The sequence below is a fragment of the Paenibacillus pseudetheri genome (assembly GCF_924513355.1).
Taxonomy (GTDB): Bacteria; Bacillota; Bacilli; order Paenibacillales; family Paenibacillaceae; genus Paenibacillus_AQ; species Paenibacillus_AQ pseudetheri.
Genome location: NZ_CAKMAB010000002.1, coordinates 15,998 through 34,493, shown reverse-complemented (window position 1 = coordinate 34,493; position 18,496 = coordinate 15,998). Strand labels below are relative to the sequence as shown.

The 18,496-nt window shown below is 47.1% G+C and carries 13 protein-coding genes and 1 riboswitch; of the genes, 8 read left to right on the top strand and 5 right to left on the bottom strand.

What is annotated here, in order from left to right:
• Positions 1-81: 81 nt before the first annotated feature.
• On the top strand, positions 82-1,548 hold the full coding sequence (locus L1028_RS01670) for a S41 family peptidase (protein ID WP_234530405.1): 1,467 nt from the start codon (positions 82-84) through the stop codon (positions 1,546-1,548).
• 426 nt (positions 1,549-1,974) lie between these two features.
• Complete coding sequence (locus L1028_RS01665) at positions 1,975-3,285, top strand: PDZ domain-containing protein (protein ID WP_423803000.1); 1,311 nt, start codon at positions 1,975-1,977, stop codon at positions 3,283-3,285.
• A 129-nt stretch (positions 3,286-3,414) separates the two neighbouring features.
• Here L1028_RS01665 and L1028_RS01660 read toward each other — a convergent pair whose 3' ends face one another.
• Both L1028_RS01660 and L1028_RS01655 read right to left on the bottom strand, forming a co-directional pair.
• Entirely contained in the window at positions 3,415-4,068 is a 654-nt protein-coding gene (locus tag L1028_RS01660) for a response regulator (protein WP_234530401.1), read from the bottom strand.
• A gap of 57 nt (positions 4,069-4,125) precedes the next feature.
• Positions 4,126-5,283: a sensor histidine kinase gene (locus L1028_RS01655; RefSeq protein ID WP_234530399.1), complete on the bottom strand. Its 1,158-nt coding sequence runs from the start codon at positions 5,281-5,283 to the stop codon at positions 4,126-4,128.
• Between the two features lie 166 nt (positions 5,284-5,449).
• On the opposite strand from L1028_RS01655, the gene L1028_RS01650 reads away from it, so the two are divergent.
• The 6 genes from L1028_RS01650 to L1028_RS01625 all read left to right on the top strand — a co-directional run bounded on the left by L1028_RS01650 (position 5,450) and on the right by L1028_RS01625 (position 13,775).
• Entirely contained in the window at positions 5,450-6,385 is a 936-nt protein-coding gene (locus tag L1028_RS01650) for an ABC transporter ATP-binding protein (protein WP_234530397.1), read from the top strand.
• A gap of 18 nt (positions 6,386-6,403) precedes the next feature.
• Positions 6,404-7,576 carry an ABC transporter permease gene (locus L1028_RS01645; protein WP_234530395.1) on the top strand — a complete coding sequence of 391 codons (1,173 nt, stop codon included), beginning with the start codon at positions 6,404-6,406 and terminating at the stop codon, positions 7,574-7,576.
• A complete protein-coding gene (locus tag L1028_RS01640; protein ID WP_234530393.1) occupies positions 7,569-8,729 on the top strand; it encodes an ABC transporter permease in 1,161 nt (386 codons plus the stop codon). Before L1028_RS01645 ends, L1028_RS01640 begins: the two co-directional genes overlap by 8 nt.
• A gap of 77 nt (positions 8,730-8,806) precedes the next feature.
• Complete coding sequence (locus L1028_RS01635) at positions 8,807-9,130, top strand: L-rhamnose mutarotase (protein ID WP_234530391.1); 324 nt, start codon at positions 8,807-8,809, stop codon at positions 9,128-9,130.
• Between the two features lie 222 nt (positions 9,131-9,352).
• Positions 9,353-10,507, top strand: coding sequence for a cation:proton antiporter (locus L1028_RS01630; RefSeq protein ID WP_234530381.1), 1,155 nt, complete (start codon positions 9,353-9,355; stop codon positions 10,505-10,507).
• A gap of 253 nt (positions 10,508-10,760) precedes the next feature.
• Positions 10,761-13,775 (top strand): efflux RND transporter permease subunit, encoded by a 3,015-nt coding sequence (locus tag L1028_RS01625; RefSeq protein ID WP_234530379.1) that lies wholly within the window; start codon positions 10,761-10,763, stop codon positions 13,773-13,775.
• A gap of 179 nt (positions 13,776-13,954) precedes the next feature.
• Here the strand turns inward: L1028_RS01625 and gcvPB are convergent, their stop codons facing one another.
• The 3 genes from gcvPB to gcvT form a co-directional block, all read right to left on the bottom strand.
• A complete protein-coding gene (gcvPB, locus tag L1028_RS01620; RefSeq protein WP_234530377.1) occupies positions 13,955-15,415 on the bottom strand; it encodes an aminomethyl-transferring glycine dehydrogenase subunit GcvPB in 1,461 nt (486 codons plus the stop codon).
• Positions 15,412-16,764 carry an aminomethyl-transferring glycine dehydrogenase subunit GcvPA gene (gene gcvPA, locus L1028_RS01615; protein ID WP_234530375.1) on the bottom strand — a complete coding sequence of 451 codons (1,353 nt, stop codon included), beginning with the start codon at positions 16,762-16,764 and terminating at the stop codon, positions 15,412-15,414. Before gcvPA ends, gcvPB begins: the two co-directional genes overlap by 4 nt.
• Positions 16,765-16,871: 107 nt before the next feature.
• On the bottom strand, positions 16,872-17,984 hold the full coding sequence (gcvT, locus tag L1028_RS01610; protein ID WP_234530373.1) for a glycine cleavage system aminomethyltransferase GcvT: 1,113 nt from the start codon (positions 17,982-17,984) through the stop codon (positions 16,872-16,874).
• A gap of 185 nt (positions 17,985-18,169) precedes the next feature.
• Positions 18,170-18,268: riboswitch (glycine riboswitch) on the bottom strand.
• Positions 18,269-18,496: the final 228 nt, after the last annotated feature.

Sequence of the window (18,496 nt, the reverse complement as noted above, 5' to 3'; positions counted from 1 at the left end):
TACTGGAAGAGATACCGTACCTTTCAGGACGGACTTAGGATGTTGTTTACAAGATGGACAAGAAGGGACGGTGGGAACATCATGTTAAAAAAAAGCACCGCGGCGTTTATGATTATCGCCGCCCTGCTATGCGGTAGTTTAGTAACCTTGGGCGTGACGGGTTATACTCATGTCTTTGGACAAGCTGCAGGACAAGGATTAGCCTCTGCGTTGCAGGTTGCAGGTCTACAGCAGAAGGAATCCCAGAAGCTTGGGACTGCTCTCAGTTTGATTGAGAGCAATTACTACGAGACGGTAGATCGGGAGAAGCTGATAGATGGTGCTGTCAACGGTATGATGGAAGCGCTAGGCGATCCCTATTCCAACTATATGGGTAAAGAAACAGCTGAGAAATTCGAAGAAAGCATTGAAGGTTCCTTTTCAGGTATCGGTGCGGAGGTCTCTTCGGATAATGGTAAGGTAGTCGTGGTCTCCCCGATCAAGGGCTCGCCTGCTGAGAAAGCTGGGATTCAGGCCAAAGACGTCATCCTTTCCGTTAACGGCGAATCGCTCGAAGGCAAGGAGCTTAATGCAGCTGTTGCCAAGATCCGTGGTCCTAAGGGCAGTAAAGCTACCTTGAAAATACAACGTTCCGGCTCTGTAGAGCCTCTCGAGTTCGTTCTTACCCGGGATGATGTGAAGCTCGAGACGGTCTACTCTAAGATGGAAAAAGACGGAGTAGGTGTTATCGAGGTTACCCAATTCTCCCTGAATACTGCAGAACGATTCAAGGAAGAGCTTGGGAAGCTGGAGAAGCAAGGGATGAAGGGACTTGTCATTGATGTCCGCAATGATCCAGGTGGTGTTCTCCCGATTGTTATTGAAATGGCTGAAGAGTTCGTTCCAGCTGGCAAAAACATAGTTCAAATAGAGTACAAAGATAAAAAACGCGAAGTTAGCACCTCCAAAGGATCAAGCAAAGCTTATCCAGTGGTAGTGCTGATGAATAAAGGTAGCGCGAGCGCCTCGGAAATATTGGCGGGTGCCCTGCAGCAGTCAGCGGGAGCCAAGCTAATTGGTGATAATTCATTTGGTAAAGGCACGGTGCAGACAAGCTTTGACAAACAGCTTGGAGATGGCAGCTTGCTGAAGGTTACCATTGCTAAATGGCTTACACCGGACGGCACATGGATCCACGGAAAGGGAATTAAACCGGATATCGCGGTAGCGCAGCCGGATTACTTCTCAGTGGCTCCGATTAACAAGAGCGTGACGCTGCAATATAACATGAACAACGGTGATGTAAAGAGTGCACAGACGATGCTGGATGGCTTAGGCTACAAGCCTGGTCGCAAAGATGGCTATTTCGATACTGGCACTAAGAATGCAGTGAAGAAATTCCAGAGTGAAGCGAAACTTCAAGTCACAGGCATGATTGATGCCAAGACTGCGGAGGCGCTGGAGGTGGCACTGATCAAAGTGATTCAGGACCCTGCCAACGACAACCAACGGAATAGAGGGATTGCTGAAATTCAGAAGGAAATTAAGGCGGCAGCGTCGAAAAAGTAAGAAGGCTGAATTCAGCCTTCTTTTTTTTCTAGATATAAGAATCGATCAAAGGTATAGCACACGCATGGTGTAGCTTAAAGCTGCTGATGGTTAACTACTTAGTAAGGATAACCGTCGAATAAACCTGCAATAATACATTTTTTTATGGTACGAAGATGGCCGAAGCGATAATTCCTGCGAACCTGCAGTAATACTTGCTCCATGGGGAGCTTTCGAGCTATAAGTGAGGTTATTCCTGTACATTTGCAGTATTCGCTCCTAATGAAGAGGATATCTGTACAAAATGCTACACTTTTACAGGCTTTCTCTGATTTAGCCAAAGTGAAAGGTATGAATGAATAAGAGGGATGAACAATTTCATTCTTGTATGTGAACAGGGGTTCATGAAAGTTTTTTTGTAGAGTAGGAAGGAGTGTGACGAACAGTTTGAATGTGATTCAGGAATGGTTAGGAAGCTTGGGCACTGCGTTCTTACACTTATTGATCCAGCCATATTACTATATTGCTATTATATTTATTGCGTTGTATTACCGTCGGCAGGTGGCATTAGAACGTAAGCTAATTCATGTGAAGTTACATAGCTGGGGTCAAGAAACGTGGCGAACGGTGTGGAGCGGGCTGGTAATGGGACTAGTGGTTTCTATTGCAGCCATATTGTTAGGAGTATCCTTATCAGGTACAGCTGTGGCCTGCATTTGGGTGGTCAGTGTGCTGTTATCGCTATTGCGTGTACGGTATTTGTGCTTTGCTTATTCTATAGGTCTGCTAGGCGTGATTCAATTTGTACTGTCTTTCTTTCCGGATGCCTTACATAACGGAACGGTCGGAAATATTACAACAGCCATACGGGAGATGGATATTCCCGCATTGCTAGTGCTAGCTGCGCTACTGCACATGGCGGAGGCGCTGCTGGCCCGCTGGCAAGGGGCGAAGCTTGCGACGCCCCTCTTCTTGAAGGGCAAGCGCGGCATGGTTGTCGGCGGCTATCAGCTGCAGGCCTTCTGGCCGCTGCCGCTGTTCCTGCTGATCCCTTCGGGCGCAGGAACGGATCTGCCATGGCAGCCGCTGCTGGGCGGCGGGCTTGGCATTGTCTCTTTGCCCGTCATCATCGGCTTCAGCGAGATGACGCAGGGCATGCTGCCCGGGCGCAAGGCGGCCCGCACTTCAGGACGGCTGCTGATGTACAGCATCGTCCTGCTCGGCTTAAGCCTGCTTGCCGCTTGGTGGAGCCCGCTGACCCTGCTCGCGGCGCTCGCAGCGATGGTGCTGCACGAAGGGTTAAGCTGGTACAGCGCTCTGGAAGAGCGCAGCATCAGCCCCATCTTCGTGCATCCACCGCGCGGCCGCAAGGTGCTGGCCGTGCTGCCGGGCAGTCCCGGACAGGAGCTGGGCATTCTGCCCGGCGAGATTTTACTGAAGGTCAACGGGGTTCTGTTGACCGATGCCGCGCAGCTACATGAGGCGCTGCGCATGAATCCGGCGTTCTGCAAGCTGGAGGTACAGAACCGTGAAGGGGAGAGCAAATACCTTCAGAGCCCGATCTACGACGGGGACCATCATCAGCTTGGTATTATTCTGGTACCGGAGACAGATGGAGCGGTTACTGCGGAGGCGAAGCCATCCAGTATCTTCAGCATCATCGCAATGAAGACAGGAACTCGCAGCCGGAATCATCCGAACGGCCGACTCAAACGGAACAAAGCCGCTGAAACCAAAAAGGAATCGGCGGAAGGATAACTAAAGTTAAGCCCGGACTCTGGAAATAGAGTCCGGGCTTTGTTGTAGTATGGCTTGCAAGGGAGAGGCATTATCTTGCTGGTGTAATTCAACCTGAAGCTATATTAGTCACCTCTGTGAAACAGGAAGTTATCCCCGCCCACCCTTCAAATAAAAAATAGCGATTTGCGTACGATCTCGCAGCTCTAATTTACTTAGAATATCCGTTATGTAATTTTTGACCGTACCCTCGCTTAGGAACAGCTGTCCGGCGATTTCTTTGTTGGTATGCCCCTCAGCGATGGAGGCGACAACGGCTAGTTCCATTTTGGTTAGTCCAAAAGATTCCAGTGGCTGTACCTGTGGAGATTCAGGACGGGCCGCGGGCTGTAGAAAGGTGGCTAGTTTGCGCGCGATATCAGGGTGGATTAGCATGTTGCCTTCATTAACTGTTTTGACACCTTGTATGATACGGTCAGGCGGTATGTTTTTGAGCAAATATCCGCTGGCTCCGTTTCGCAGCGCCTCAATGATATACTCATCGTCATCGAAGGTAGTCAGCATCAGTATCGAAACCTGAGGAAAAGCCTGCTTAATTTTCTCTGTCCCTTCAACACCCCCGCAGCCTGGCATCCGAATATCCATCAGAATCACATCCGCCATATCTCCCGCTTGGAGCAAATTCAAGGCCTCGTTTCCGTCACTAGCAGCTCCGATCACTTCAATATCGGGGTCCATCCCTATCAGTACCTGCAGACTTTGACGAATAAAAGGATCGTCATCTACAATCATCACCTTAATCATTAGTGTGGCTCCTTCTTCATAATATAGATTTCTTCTTTACTTCAAGTTCTACGCTCCCTATACAATCTCGCCCTGCTTATAAATGGGCAAACGCGTAACAATGGTGAATTGAGGCTCCTGCCGCCATTCCAAGGTTCCGCCGATCAGATGTGTTCGTTCGAACATTCCTTTCATCCCGACCCCTCCACTTTCTGGCAGTTTGGTTAGTTTATTGCCTTCGGGAAGTGTTCCGTTGTTGCTGACCCCCATCGTAACTCCAGTATCACTAAAGTAGACTTTAATCGAAATCGCCGTTGCATTTCCGTGACGTAGGGCATTGGTTATGGCTTCTCGGGCGTTCTTATACAAGATCACCTGAATACTAGGATATAGCGGGTAAGGTATCCCATGCACTTGGTATGAGGTCTCGATTCCCGTATCGCGGCCGATCTCTTCTAGCAGACGGTCTAACGCATAAGCTCCCTCTAATTGTGGCGTATAGTTGATACGCTTCACTGCAGAGCGCATATCGTCCATGCTGGCTGACAATTGATCTCGAATGAGCTCCATCATCTGCATTCCGCTTTCAGGGGAGGTGGGTAAGGTGAGCAGCGCGGCTTCCATCATCATTTTAATACGAATGAGGCGGTGGCCGATATCATCATGGAGCTGGCGAGAGATGCGCACCCGTTCTTTGGACTGGGCTGCATCTTCTATTTGGGCGTTAAACTCCAGCAATCGGTTGCGGGCTTCATCCAGCTCGAAATGCTTTTTTCGCAGCTCATCGTATAGATGGAGGGTGTTCTCACGGCCCCGACCAGCTCTCTGCAGCAATTCGTTGAGATAGGCGATGAGCAGAAAAGTAATGTTAATAAAAGTGATTATAAGCTTTGGAGAATCCCAGAGCGCTATGTTCAAGGTAATCAGATGCACAACCGTAAACACGAGAGGTACTGCTTGGGGCTGAAGTCTAGAATAATAAAGTAATGCTGAAATCGCCGGGAAAATCATTATGCTGCCGTACTGGTAACATAACCAGGCAGTGAACAGTATTTCCACAATGCTTATTAAGGCATGAAAGGAACGGGGTAGTTTTGGCACCATGACCACAAGGAATAGAAGCATCAGAATATGCAACGTGAAGATTCCATAGTCGGCATATGGATAGATGTAAATGCTAATACAAGCAGGAATTATAATGAGTAGGTATCGCAATAGGGTCAGCTCTCTAGTCACGCCTAAGACATCCTTTATAGAGTTTCTTCTAATTTTAGCATATTCGCCTACTTCTTCAGGAGATGACTTAAGTCACCTTCAAAAGATGACTTTTCGTACCTCCGTGGTCAATCCCTTTAAGCTAAAATTGTAAATATAGAAGCGCAGAGACAGGAGCGATAAAAAGATGGCGATCGCCGTATTAACCGATGTGGTGAAACGATATGAAGGTAAATTAACAGTGGATCATGTGAATATGACGATAGAAGAAGGAGAAATCTTTGGCTTGCTAGGCCCGAACGGAGCGGGTAAAAGTACAACGATCAGTATGATCTGCGGCTTGCTTAAGATTGACGGGGGAGACATTGTAATCGACGGTCTGCCCGTGACCTCGAAATCACTTGAGGTGAAGAAAAGAATTGGTTTGGTTCCACAGGAATTAGCCTTATACGACACGATGACAGCGGCGGATAACGTTACCTTTTTCGGAAGATTATATGGTTTGCGTGGCAAGCTCTTAAAGGAACGGGTAGAAGAAGCTCTTGCGTTCACAGGCCTTAGCGACCGTGCTAAAGAGAAACCCTCAACCTTCTCCGGAGGGATGAAGAGACGTCTGAACATTGCCTGCGCTATTATGCATCGTCCGAAGCTGATTATTATGGATGAACCTACCGTGGGGATTGATCCGCAATCTCGTAATCATATCCTTGAATCCGTTAAGGAGCTCAATCGACTCGGCTCAACGATTATCTATACCAGTCACTATATGGAGGAGGTTGCGGCCATTTGCGATCGGGTAGCCATTATGGATAAAGGGCATATCATTGCTTGCGGCACAGAAAAAGAACTACGAGAACGGGTTGCCAAGGAAGAAAAAATCATCATTAAAGCTGCTAATATCACACCGGAGCTTGTCCAAGAGCTGACCCTTCACCCTAGAATCAGACGCGTAGAAGCAAAGGATGAAGTAGTCGAGCTGTATCTGCCTTCTTCACAAGGGGAGCTACAAGATATCCTTTTTATTTTTGCCAAGCATAAAGGGGTTATCGGCTCGCTAAATATTGAAGAACCTGATCTGGAGACGTTGTTTCTAAACTTGACCGGACGGACCTTACGAGATTAAGAGAGGGGGATTATTCTGATGAACACTTGGACGATTATGATCTATGAGCTGCGGAGGTTATTTAGCTCACGTTCTATGATATTAAATATGTTTTTGCTGCCCCTGTTATTGATCTTTCTCTTAGGTGCTTCGCTATCTGGTGTCGTTGGTGACAAAGGCTCTTCTACTATTGATGTTGTGCGAGTGGCGGTTGTTAATCCTTCTGGCGAGGGCTATGAGAGCTCGGTGATGATGGACAGCTTTTTGAAGTTAACTGAGCTTAAAGATATCATTACTCCAATTATGTTAGAAAGTCGAGAGGCGGCAGAAAGCGGTCTGCGAACAGGGAAATATGGTTATGCGGTTGTTGTTCCTCCAGGCTTTGATAGTAAGGTACAGAGCGGAGAAGCCGCACAGCTGGAATTTATACTGGGCCAAAAAAGTACAGATAACAGGGTGGCAGGGACGGTCTTCGATAATTTTCTGAGGAATCTTAATTATAAACAGTCTGTGGCGATGACACTGGGTCCAGAAGCTTTGAACGTTATGGCACCTAGTTCCACCAGTAATGAGCCTTCCGTAAAGCTTGGAGAACTGAGCGAGGGAGGATATTCATATACTTCTTCCCAGTTCTATGCGGTGTCCATGATGCTGATGTTCCTGCTATATAGCGGCTTGACGGTATGTACTTCTCTTTTTAATGAAAAAGAAAATCATACCCTTTTCCGGATCAATGCAATGCCCGTTAAAGGATCTGAGCTATTCATTGGTAAAATGCTTGGCGTAGGTGTTGTAAGTATAGTGCAGTGTGCAGCGATTATTATTTTAACGAATGTACTCTTCGGCGTAAATTGGGGAAATCGGCCGGGCATGTTACTCCTATTTTGCCTGCTGATGATTGTAGCTTCGATGACATTATCTATCGTTATTTCTATGTTCAGCAAGACTGGAGCAAGCGCAAGAAGTGTAGTTACAGTACTCACTGTGAGTATGACCTTCATTAGTGGTGGGATGGCACCTCTTCCTGAATCGTGGGTGAATTCTATAGGGGCGTTTACGATAAACCATTGGGCAATGCAGGCTATCTTGAAAATGATGTTACATGCCGATGTATCGCAAATCATGCCGAATTTGGGAGTATTATCGCTGATCTGTCTTGTGTTGTTCAGTGCAGCGGCTATTTCGTACCGGAAGGTGGGTTATCATGGATAAAATCTTAACGATTGCTTGGAACATGGTGAAACGAACCATTGGTACTAGGAAGGGGGTGCTCATCTATATTCTGCTTCCTTGTATTGTACTTGCAGGTATTGTTTCCGTTACTGGAACGATGGGAGAGAACCCAGCTGTTGTGCTGTATTCGAATATGGATAACGGGGCAGCAGGTAAGCATTTGCTCACTGAACTAAAGAATTCCGGAGAATATAAATTTGTAGAAAAGACTGACGAGACTGCTTTAAGAGAAGGTGTTGTCGATCAGAATGGAGAAGCGGGGATTCTAATTCCAGCAGGCTTCACTTCGGCACTACTTGCTGGAGAAGAACCACAAATTAGTGTGTATGAGCTGAAGACGAATGAAACTTCCGTTATGATTAAATTAAAAGCGAGCGCAATTGCTGATGAAATGAGGAGTACGGCCGCGATCATAGGAGCAGTTAATGACGGATCTAGCGACGTTGACGCACAGTTCACTACGGTTATGCAAAGAGCGGAACAGCACAGTATAGGCAGCATTCGAACTGATTATAATCTATATCCTCGGGAGGGACTGGGAGTCGTTACGGGCTTAACGCTAATGTTCCTCATGACACTGGTCACGAGTTCTGTGTCTCTGATTATGGATGATCGAAAAGGGCGGACCATGATGCGGATGTTCAGTGCTCCGGTTCGTTCTTATGAAATTGCGATTGGTAATTTTCTGGGCAGCTTCATGGTCGGACTGATTCAGATCGTCGTAGTGCTCGCCTTAGGTCGCTGGGTGCTGCACTATGATTATGAAGTTCCAATCTATCTATATTTCCTTGTTCTTGCGGCATTTATGCTGGTGTCTATGGGGATCGCGAGTACAGTGGCAGGATTAATTCGTAATCCTAATAATGCGGGTATGCTGAATTCCCTTATTATCACACCGACTTGTATGCTTGGAGGCTGCTTCTGGCCTTTATCCATCATGCCGGACTATATGCAGAAGGCGGCTAACTTTGTTCCGCAAAAATGGGCTATCCAAGCCGTCGACATCGCTGCTACCGGTGGGGGCTGGAATGAGTTGTGGTTACCGTTTGCCATCTTAGGTCTTATGGCTGCTGTGCTGCTGGCGATTGGTTCTGCCATTCTCCGCCCAAGTGAAGCGGGAATCAATGCTTAGAAAGCTAAGGCTAGATATTCATAGCTTGGGCTGTTACCTTCAGGTACAATAGAGGATATTTCTAGGAGGATGGACAGATGAGCAGCAATAAATTGGCTTGGACATGGCGGGTGAAGGAAGAATGTCTTGAAGAGTATGTAGCGATGCATTTAAATCCTTGGCCAGAAGTTTTGGAGGAGCACAGTAAGGCTGGTATTTCTAACTATTCTATCTTTCAGAATGGCAATCAGTTTTTTTATTGCTTTGAATGTGAGGACACGGAAGCAGCTTTCAATTATATTGCCAAAAGCGACGCCTGCAACCGATGGAATGCCATTACCTCAAAGATGGTTGAAGGGTCATTTGATTTCAATGATGAGGTGCCAATGTTGCCTTTACGCGAGGTGTTTTATCTAAAATAGAGAAGAAGATTCTTTACTGATAAAAATTTGCATATTGTATATTATCGGCGTATCTTGTTTACAGTCTTTTATATTACGGTTATAATATATTTAATAATGTTAAATTGAATAATTTTTTGATTTTTGGAGGAGCCTGTCAACAAGGGCTCCTCTTTGTCTTTTTTTGGCTTGGAGAAGTCCCTAGTTGGCAGTTCTTATATACAACAAGGGAGTGGATGAAACATGGAGTTTGTTCTTTATCTTATGCTGATTATACTATTCACCAAGCTAGCTGGTGATTTATCTGTACGATTGGGACAACCGTCGGTACTGGGTAAGCTAATTGTCGGTATTATACTGGGTCCTGCGGTACTGGGTTGGATTCAAAATGGAGAATTTATTCATTATTTTTCGGAGATCGGTGTTCTATTGTTAATGTTTATAGCAGGGCTTGAGACAGATCTGGATCAACTGCGCAAGAACTGGAAGTCAGCTTTTGCAGTAGCCGTCGGAGGAATTATTTTACCTTTTCTGGGTGGATTCGCCATCGGAGAAATGTTTGGTTTTGCTTATCATAATGCAATGTTTATGGGTGTCATTCTTAGTGCAACATCGGTCAGCATATCGGTTCAGGTGCTGAAGGATATGAATAAATTGAATACACGTGAAGGTTCTACCATTCTGGGAGCCGCTGTAGTTGATGATATTCTGGTTGTTATTTTACTCGCTGTATTAATGAGCTTTTTCGGCACAGGAGAATCAGTATCCATTGGTCTTTTGATTACGAAAAAGGTGTTGTTCTTCGCTGTAGCGCTTGTTGTGGGTTGGTTCGTTGTGCCTCGGGTTATGAAATGGATGGCTCCGCTAAAGGTGACAGAGGCTGTTATCGCGGCGGCGCTAATGATTTGCTTTGCGTTCGCGTATTTTGCTGAAATTATGGGGATGGCAGGCATCATCGGTGCTTTTGCAGCTGGGATTGCTATTTCACAAACCTCCTTTAAGCACACTGTGGAATCTAAGCTTGAGCCTATTGCCTATTCTATTTTTGTTCCGGTCTTCTTTGTCAGTATCGGACTTAATGTTTCCTTTGAAGGGGTTGGCAGTCAACTAGGATTCGTCCTCTTGTTAACGGTGATTGCCATTCTGACCAAGTTGTTTGGTGGCGGTCTGGGTGCGCGTCTTACAGGTTTTAATAATCATTCGTCGCTTATTATTGGTTCAGGGATGATTTCTAGGGGTGAGGTTGCATTGATCATCGCGGCAACAGGTCTGCAAAGCGGGTTGTTGCAGCAGCAGTATTTTACTTCCGTCATTATTGTTGTCATTGTAACAACACTTGTAACACCGCCGCTATTGAAATTTATGTTCCGTGATCCAGTGCGCGCGGGAGGAAAATAAAAATCATACCAAATGGGTGCCCCGAAAGCCATTGTCACATGGCTTATGGGGTGCTCTTTTTTTGTTTGCTCTAATTCCCTATCCTTCGGAAGGAGAAAGCTCCCCGTCTTAAGACTGAGTATAAAACCAGCCGTAGGGCTGTTTTGACTTCGGCCAAAAATGTCTAAACTAAATCTCGGGATGGAAAATAATACATAATGGGGCAGTCATAAGAGGAGTACCAGAAATATACGGGGTGGAAGGGGAAACGAAAATGAAATGGTTAACCAAATGGTCGTTCGGTAACAAGGCGGCGGTAGGGCTTTTAGTGGTAATGGCGCTTGTAGTGGGAGGGATGAGTTACACTTCGCTACCGATGGAATTTATGCCAGAGGCAGATAATCCTCAAGTGACTGTAACGGTACTCGGTCCGGGTCAAGATGCCTACGCGATGGAGACGAAGGTTACAAAGCCGATTGAGGCTGGGGCCGCTTTTGTTAAGGGGAAGAAAGAAATATTGTCCACTTCCGGAGACGGATACGCACAGGTGAACATTTTTTATGATTCAAAGACGAATATGAAGGATGCTGCTGGGGAGGTGCAAAAGGTTGTAGATTCGTTGCAGTTCCCTGAAGGGGTAATGGCTCCTTTTGTACTTCAACTGAATACTTCCATGATTCCCGTGTCGCAGGTCACCCTTTCGTTTGACGAAGGTCTGACTAAAGAAAACCTTAAGCTTGCGGAAGAAACGATTATTCCAGAGATGCAACAAGCAGAAGGTGTAGCCAACGTCGCTTTATACGGGAAAGTAACTCCGCAAGTGCGAGTGAAGCTAGATCCAAAATTAATGGCCGAGAAGGGAATTACAACACCTCAAGTACTAGGGTTACTTCAAGGACGTAATGTATCGGCATCTCTTGGGGAGCAGACGATTGGCGGCCAGACAGGCAACATCAATGTGGTTTCTACGATAGATAGTATTGATACGCTGAAGAAGCTCCCTGTTTCCGCAGGCGTTAAGCTGCAGGATATTGCTACCGTCGAATTGAAGGAAGATCAAGAAAGCGTTAGCCGCTCGAATGGGAAAGATGTTCTTTTCGCCATAGTAACCAAAGAAGCTAATGCGAATGCAGTAAGTGTCGGAGATCATATACAGGATACCGTAGCTCATATTAACAAAACCATTCCAAATGCAGAAGCAGCGGTAGTATTCAGCACATCGGATATGGTGGTTACCTCGGTAAACAGTATGATGCGTGAGGTATTGCTGGGCGCATTGTTTGCGACGATCGTCATTCTGCTGTTCCTACGCAACCTGCGGGCAACCCTGATTACGGCGGTTTCTATCCCGCTTTCACTAGCAGTTACCTTATATCTGCTTGATATATCAGGCATAAGTCTGAATATTATTACGCTCGGAGGTGTGGCCGTTGCGGTCGGTCGCTTGGTTGATGATAGTATCGTAGTGATTGAGAACATTTACCGTAGGCTGCAAAAAGAACCCTTCTCCCGTGAAATGATTATAAGCGCAACTGGGGAAGTAGCTAGAGCGATTACTTCATCTACGATTGCAACGGTAGCGGTATTTCTGCCGATGGGTCTGCTGCGTGGTAGTTTACAGGCGTTCCTACTTCCGTTTGCTTTAACAGTCACGTATTCATTGCTTACTTCACTCGTTGTAGCTTTGACGGTAGTGCCACTGTTAAGCTCATGGCTGCTGAGAAGAACTTCAATGAAAGAACACGAGCCGTCTAAATGGTTCACCCGATTCCTCGATTGGAATCTGCGCCGGAAATGGATTACTTTATCGCTAGGTCTTCTCCTTCTGATTGGCTCCATCGCTGCTTATGTGACTATGCCAAAAGGTGCGCTTGATGCTTCAGATGCCAGCTATGTCTCTGTTCAGTTGAATTACCCGAAGGATGTTCCTGTTAAAGAGATTTTGGAAAAAGGAAAGCAGCTAGAGCAAGACCTGATGAAACAGCCAGAAGCGGAAACGGTGATCATGCAATCAGGGAACAGTGCAGATGCGGCCCAGTGGGGCTCTGTCAGCTCGGAGACCTTAGTGGATTATACCGTTGTGATGAAAAAAGGTGCAGATGCTGAGGCGTTCATTGATTATGTTCGTGATGTGAAGGATTCCTATGCAGGGGCAACATTGGTTGCCAATCAAATGAGTATGATGGGTTCAAGCTCCACTAGCGAATATATTGATATCGTGGGTGATAATCTTACAGATATTACTGCTGTTGCAGCAGAAGTTACGAATAAGTTGAAGACTGTGGAGGGTATTCAGAAGGTCAGTAGCAATATGGAGGATACCAAACCTGTATTTTCGTTTAAGGTAGATCCGGCACAGACGAATGCACAAGAAATTACTATGCAATTGTCGGCTATGCTGAATCCGATCCCTATGGGGCAAATCGAACTGGACGGTACTCCTGCTGGAGTAGTGTTAGATCCTATGGTAGAGCCGAAGTCAGAGCAAGATTTAAAGGCAATGACGCTCATGACTGCTGAAGGTCCAAAGCCGTTGTCACAACTAGCAACCTATGAGGTTCGCAATGAACCAGCACTATTGTTCCATAAAGATGGGAAGCCATATGCAAGAATTACAGCGGAAGTGGATCCGAAGAAGGTGTCTGAAATCGGAGCGAGTATTAAAAAGGAAACCGATAGTCTTACCCTTCCAAAGGGTGTGACTCTATTTGCAGGCGGAGCCTCGGTTGATCAGTCAGAGGATTTCGCGGACCTTGGTATGACGGCGCTGATCTCCATCGGTTTGGTGTATCTGATCATGGTCCTCACCTTCAAAACCCTTCGTGCTCCGCTGGCAATCATGTTCTCCTTGCCATTGGCTGCGATTGGGGCGATTGTTGGACTGATCGTATCCGACGTAACACCTGATTTCACTGCCCTGTTCGGGGCTCTGATGCTAATTGGTATCGTCGTCACGAATGCGATTGTGCTTATCGACCGTATTAAGCAGAATGAAACGCATATGGGTATTCGCGAAGCCATTCTGGAAGCGGCCGGAACACGGATGCGTCCGATTCTGATGACGGCAATTGCTACCATTTGCGCCATGACTCCACTGCTGTTCGGCCATGCCGAGATGGGCAGCATTGTCTCGCAAAGCTTGGCGATTGTGGTTATCGGCGGCTTGACCGCCGCAACGCTGCTTACGCTGGTTGTAGTGCCGGCGATTTACGAGTTGTTCTACTTCCGTAAATCAGCTAAGGAACGTAAAGGTGTGGCGAAAGTAGAAACTCCGACGCATGGTGCTTAATAACGAGAAGTTATAGTGATAAATAACTGAAACAGACTCTTCTCAGACAATTTAAATGTTGCTGGGAAGGGCCTTATTTTTTAGAAAATGAGAATTTACTTGCGTATTTGGACAGTGCGAAAAGCAGGCCGACGATAACCGATATCGTGGCCTGCTTTTTTAATATTGCTCACTATCTATTAACCACAAGAACAATTCAATACCGGCTTACGCGCAGCCTGTGTCTCATCCAAACGGCTAATCTCTGTGGTATGCGGTGCGTTGATTACGACCTCCGGTGTCTCCTGCGCTTCTTTCACGATCTGGATCATCGTATCAATGAAGCCGTCCAGTGTTTCTTTACTTTCGGTTTCCGTTGGCTCGATCATCATGCATTCCTCTACAGTCAATGGGAAGTACACGGTTGGCGGGTGGTAGCCGAAATCGAGCAATCGTTTAGCAACGTCTAAGGTGCGCACCCCATACTGCTTGAGGTTTTTGCCGGACATAACGAATTCATGCTTACATACACCCGGATATGGGATTTCAAAATACGGCGCCAGGCGATGCATCATATAGTTAGCATTCAGCACAGCATTTTCGGATACCTCACGCAGTCCGTTCGGACCGTAGGTACGGATATAGGTGTAGGCACGAACCAGAATACCAAAGTTTCCGTAAAAAGCTTTCACACGTCCAATGGATTCAGGTCCGCCGAAGTCGAGTGAGAAGCTGTTATCTTCGTTTTTTACCACAGTTGGTTGTGGTAGGAATGGAATCAGGATGGATTTTACGCCGACAGGTCCGGCTCCAGGGCCACCGCCGCCGTGCGGGGTGCTCATTGTCTTATGCAAGTTCAAATGCACAACGTCAAAGCCCATGTCGCCGGGACGGGTAATGCCCATAATGGCATTGGAGTTGGCTCCATCGTAATAGAGTAAGCCGCCTGCTTCGTGCACGATCTCAGCAATCTCGACGATTTGAGTCTCGAACAAGCCGAGAGTGCTTGGGTTAGTCAGCATCAATGCGGCAGTATCGCTGCCGACTGCTGCTCGCAGTGCTTCAAGATCAACCATCCCTTTATCTGTGGAAGGGATCGTGATCGTTTCAAGTCCTGCTGCTGAAGCACTAGCAGGATTGGTGCCGTGTGAGGAATCCGGCACGATAACCTTCGTGCGGGTCTCGCCACGGCTTTCATGGTAGGCGCGGATCATCATGAGGCCGGTCCATTCACCATGCGCACCTGCGGCAGGCTGTAAAGATACAGCATCCATGCCGGTTAGTGCGGACAAGTCATTTTGCAGGGTATACATTAATTCGAGTGCTCCCTGAATGCTTTCTTCCGGCTGGTAAGGGTGGATCTTAGCTAGGCCGGAGAAGCGGGCGACATCTTCATTGATTTTAGGATTGTATTTCATCGTGCATGAACCCAGTGGATAGAAGCCATTATCCACACCGAAGTTACGGCGTGACAAGGAAGTGTAGTGGCGAATGACGTCCACTTCGGATACTTCTGGAAGCACGACGGGGTCGCTACGGAGTAAACCTGATGGAATCAGAGATTCCAAGGTTTCTTCCTGCGGCACATCGCATAGTGGCAAGGAATAGGCCGAACGGCCAGGCCGGCTTAATTCAAAAATTAGACTTTGCTCCAGTTTCATAAACAGCCCTCCAGTGCGCTAGCGAATTGGTCGATTTCGTTTTTGCTTCTTTTTTCCGTAACGGCTACCAGCATATGTCCAGCAAGTTCAGGATAATCACGGCCCAGATCATAACCGCCTAAATAACCTTCCTTCAGCAGCTTCGAATTAATTGCACTAACGCTGCTTCCTTCCGGAAGCTTCAAGACAAACTCGTTAAAGAATGGGGAGGAAAAGGTAAGTTCAGCCCCTGTTAGTGCGCTTAGTTTATTAGCGGTGTAATGGCTTTTACGAATGTTCAGCTCGCCTACTTCACGCATCCCTTCTTTACCCATTATGGACAGGTAGACGGATGCGCAGAGTGCGAGCAGCGCCTGATTGGAGCAAATATTCGATGTCGCTTTTTCACGACGGATATGCTGTTCACGAGCTTGGAGTGTCAGAACGAAGCCGCGTTTACCGTTACGGTCAACCGTTTGGCCGACGATACGGCCCGGCATCTTACGCATCAAGTGCTCAGCTACCGCGAAGAATCCACAAGTTGGCCCACCTAGAGAAGCTGGAATACCGAGTGGCTGAGCGTCACCGACTACGATGTCGGCTCCGAGCTTACCTGGTGTTTCTAGTACGCCAAGAGCGATCGGATTTGCACTGACGACGAACAACCCTTTAACAGCATGGATCAGCGGCTCAACGGTGCTAAGATCTTCGATGCTGCCAAAGAAGTTAGGCGATTGCATCAGTACTGCGGCAGTATCACTATCAATGGCCTCCGCAAGCTTAGCCTGATCGGTAACACCGTCTCTATAGTCAATCTCCACTACCTCAAGACCCCAAGCATTAGCCGATGTGCGTAACACTTGGCGCGCTTCAGGATGAACGGTGCAAGAGACAATTAATTTTTTGCGTTTGGTAGCACCAGCTGCGAGGACTGCTGCTTCGGATAATGCGGTTGCACCATCATACATACTGGCGTTGGCTACTTTCATACCGGTTAGTTCGCAAATGTAGGATTGGAATTCGAAGATCGCTTGCAGTTCGCCTTGGCTGATCTCTGGTTGGTAAGGAGTGTAAGCAGTGTAGAATTCCGAACGGGAAATGACATGGTTGATCACCACAGGGATGTGATGGTCGTATAATCCGGCGCCGAGGAAGCTGGCGTGCGAATCGAAGTCAGCATTTCGGTCAGCGAGACCTTTCATGTGACGTAGCAGGGCGTACTCATCGAGTGGTTCAGACATCGGCATAGTGCCTTGATAACGGACGGCTTCAGGAATATCGGAGAACAGCTCATCTATGGACTGAATCCCGACGGCTTCCATCATCTCTACGCGGTCCTGTGCTGTCATGGGCAGATAACGGTGCTTCATTAAGGTCTCACTCCTTGGCTTTTTTTAAAATATAAGAAAGTACAATTTTCACGCTATACTTTATCCTTCTATTTCTCGCTTAAAAGCTAACCGTCCTAATATGGATGCTAAAGGCGTTTATACTTGTAAAAAGGGGCCTTAATCACGACAGCCTTAAGCTGCTTGCCGCGTATCTCTACGAATACCTCTGTGCCAATTTCACTGTAAGCTGTATCAAGCAAAGCTAATCCCAGGTTGCGTTTGAGCGTTGGTGATTGGGTTCCAGTTGTGACCTCTCCGATTTTGATGCCGTCCGCATAGACTGGATAATGGGAGCGTGGAATGCCTCGATCAATCATTTCTAGACCGACAAGACGGCGGGGAAGACCGGCTTCTTTTTGTTGTATCAACGCATCGCGTCCGATGAAATCTGCTTTGTCCAGCTTTACGAAAAACTGAATTCCTGCTTCAAGAGGTGTGATGTCAGCCGACAGCTCCTGACCGTACAGTGGCAATTTTGCCTCAAAACGCAGCGTATCACGAGCGCCCAGTCCAGCAGGTGTTAATCCGTGAGGAGCGCCAGCTGCAAGTAGACCGTTCCACAAAGCTTCTGCACCCTCTAGTGGAGCGTAGATCTCGAAGCCATCTTCGCCGGTGTAACCCGTACGGGAGATCAGTACTTCTACACCGCAGACGGCTGCGTGTTCGATGAAGTGGAAAGGCTTGAGCGCCGAGATCGGAGCATCAGTAACTTTCGCGAGTATGGTCTCTGCCAGCGGACCTTGCAAGGCGAGCAGAAGCGTCTCGTCAGAGACATTAGTGAGTGTGACTTCACCGAATTCAGAGGTCAGATGCTCTTGTAGCCACTGAAAGTCCTTATCGATGTTGGAGGCATTTACGACGAGCATATAACGTCCTTCGCTTAAGCGATACACGAGTAAATCGTCAACGACACCGCCGTTTGGATAACAGAGCAGCGTATATTGTGCCGCACCATCCGTGAGGCGGCTGACATCGTTGGTCGTCATTTTTTGTAAAAAGGCTTCAGCGCCGCTTCCGATCACCATGAATTCACCCATATGCGATACATCGAACAGTCCAGCATGCTGGCGAACAGCTTCATGCTCCTTCACGATACCTGTAAACTGTACTGGCAGCTCCCAACCGCCAAAATCAATGCACCTAGACTCCGCATAAGCGGAATAGAGATCATAAAAAGGCGTTCTTTTCAAAGCATCCATATCGTCACTCCCCTAGTCTGATTACATACGAAAAAAAGGACAGGCAGAAGCAATCATGCATAAATGCACTAATCGCTTTCTGCTCTGTCCCTTGTACCTGAGAGTTACCCTGCGTAACTAACCTGCAAGTTTCCCCGTTGGTGACCTGACGCACTCAGCCTCGCGTCTGATGCTCTCCAGAGGTACGTCCGACAAAGGTCCTTTTGCCTGAGAGATTCACCCTTGTTAGGGCTTACTCCTTCGGCGCCGTCTTCAAGTGAGACAGTCTCTCCCTATGCCATCATCCGCAACTGTATTTGTTTCAAATATAAGAAAGTATATGTTTCACTTTATACATTATCCTTATATTTCTTCGAGAAACGGTTATCGTCTATAAAAAGACGACATCGTCGTTTCTTCTTGTATGTCTCCATTAAACGGGTATAGGAGGGCGCTGTCAACAAGAAAAAGTCAAAAAAACGACAAATTTATTTTACTTTTAGTAATATTGACATTATGCTCCGGGATCACTT

Coding starts and splice junctions, on each gene's coding strand:
- L1028_RS01635 (WP_234530391.1), top strand. CDS start 8,807: ATGAGCAGCAATAAATTGGCTTGGACATGGCGGGTGAAGGAAGAATGT.
- L1028_RS01670 (WP_234530405.1), top strand. CDS start 82: ATGTTAAAAAAAAGCACCGCGGCGTTTATGATTATCGCCGCCCTGCTA.
- gcvPA (WP_234530375.1), bottom strand. CDS start 16,764: ATGAAGCACCGTTATCTGCCCATGACAGCACAGGACCGCGTAGAGATG.
- gcvT (WP_234530373.1), bottom strand. CDS start 17,984: ATGGATGCTTTGAAAAGAACGCCTTTTTATGATCTCTATTCCGCTTAT.
- L1028_RS01640 (WP_234530393.1), top strand. CDS start 7,569: ATGGATAAAATCTTAACGATTGCTTGGAACATGGTGAAACGAACCATT.
- gcvPB (WP_234530377.1), bottom strand. CDS start 15,415: ATGAAACTGGAGCAAAGTCTAATTTTTGAATTAAGCCGGCCTGGCCGT.
- L1028_RS01650 (WP_234530397.1), top strand. CDS start 5,450: ATGGCGATCGCCGTATTAACCGATGTGGTGAAACGATATGAAGGTAAA.
- L1028_RS01660 (WP_234530401.1), bottom strand. CDS start 4,068: ATGATTAAGGTGATGATTGTAGATGACGATCCTTTTATTCGTCAAAGT.
- L1028_RS01625 (WP_234530379.1), top strand. CDS start 10,761: ATGAAATGGTTAACCAAATGGTCGTTCGGTAACAAGGCGGCGGTAGGG.
- L1028_RS01630 (WP_234530381.1), top strand. CDS start 9,353: ATGGAGTTTGTTCTTTATCTTATGCTGATTATACTATTCACCAAGCTA.
- L1028_RS01645 (WP_234530395.1), top strand. CDS start 6,404: ATGAACACTTGGACGATTATGATCTATGAGCTGCGGAGGTTATTTAGC.